1 protein-coding gene is annotated in these 1,495 nt (G+C 36.6%); it reads right to left on the reverse strand.

The genetic code is table 11. The features are described 5' to 3' along the window. Nucleotides 1-58: 58 nt before the first annotated feature. Nucleotides 59-1,416 (reverse strand): IS3 family transposase gene (locus BA768_RS18695; protein ID WP_410493539.1). Its coding sequence is split into 2 segments (ribosomal slippage): nucleotides 59-1,078 and nucleotides 1,081-1,416, totalling 1,356 coding nucleotides; the frame shifts between segments, so codons are not numbered across the junction. Between the last annotated feature and the right edge of the window lie 79 nt (nucleotides 1,417-1,495).

Raw genomic sequence — 1,495 nt, forward strand, 5'->3', positions numbered from 1 at the left:
TGTACGTCTTCAAACTAACTTGGACATTTTGGAATAAATCCTTAAGGAGTATTTAGGGTTATAAATTTATTAATTTCTGTTGAAAATACAACTGTCTTCTTTTTCGGATTGAATCCGATTTTATTTGTTTTCTTTTTTCCAAAATCTGCTCAGATCTTCCGAAGTACACATCCGCTGGAGGAAGGTTTTTCAAAGATTCGTGATATCGCTTGTTGTTGTAGTTTTCTACAAATTTTTCTAAAGCTTCCACTAATTCTTCTGGATGGTAAAAATGATTGAGTTTTACCACATTTTTCATCGTTCTGTGGTATCGTTCTATTTTTCCTTGGGTTTGCGGATGCATCGGTCTTCCGTGAACCTGCTTCATCTTCAAATCGTCTTTCAGGTAGGTTCTGAGTTCGTTTGATATGTAGCAGGAACCATTGTCTGAGAGTAATTTCGGTTTGGCTTTAGACTTCAACTTTGCTTTTTCAATCGCTGAATTTACCGTTCTTTTCACATCTTCAGCCTTCATCGAATCGCATAGTTCCCAGTGGATGATATACCTGCTGTAGTCGTCTAAAACGGTGCTCAGATAGTACCAACCCCAACCAATAATTTTAAAATAAGTAAAATCTGTCTGCCACATTTGATGCACAAATTCTGTTTTATCTTTAAATTCATTTGCTGCTGAAAGTAAAAAATGATTCGGAGCCGGAATCAAATCCCGTTGCTTTAAAATCCTGTAAACACTGGATTCTGAGATAAAGACACCTTGTTCATCGGTAATTTTGTGCGCCAGTTCTCTTGAGGAAAGTTCGGTGTGTTCCAAAGCGATTTCTACTACCAAATCTTTTTGTTCTTCCGGAATGCTGTTCCACTGTCTTTTAGATGTTCTTTTGGATGTTTCCAAGCCATCGTAGCCATTTTCAAGGTATTTCTGATACCATTTGTAGAAAGTACTTCTTGCAATCCTAAGGCTTTCCAGGGTTCGTTTTACACCAATTTCACTTGTGGTAACGGCTTGAATTATTTCATATTTTTCTCCTGCTGATAATCTCATAAACTTTCTGTATTTATGGGTTAATCCAGCATGTCTAAGCTTTTTTTTACAATGTCATAGCGCAGAACCAAATCGGCAACCATCTCTTTTAATCGGGCATTCTCTTTCTTCAAATCCGACACTTCATCACTCGTGGCTTCTCTAACAACATCACCATTGAGCCGTTTTTTACCGGCTTCCATAAATTCTTTGTTCCAGGAATAAAACTGAGATTGCGCAATATTATGCTGTCGGCATAGTTCCGCTACAGAAGTTTCTGCACGAAGCCCTTCCATTACGATTAAAATTTTCTGCTCGGCTGTAAAAATCCTCCTTGTATTTTTACGGATGTCTTTTACGAATTTTTCGGAACTTTTCTTTTTAGGTGTTTCCATAATTAAATGTAATTCTTTTTTTGAAAACACTCCTTAACTTTTATACTATATAATGTCTACTTTTTGCTGACGATTTACA

Source organism: Chryseobacterium sp. CBo1, assembly GCF_001693475.1.
GTDB classification, from domain to species: domain Bacteria; phylum Bacteroidota; class Bacteroidia; order Flavobacteriales; family Weeksellaceae; genus Chryseobacterium; species Chryseobacterium formosense.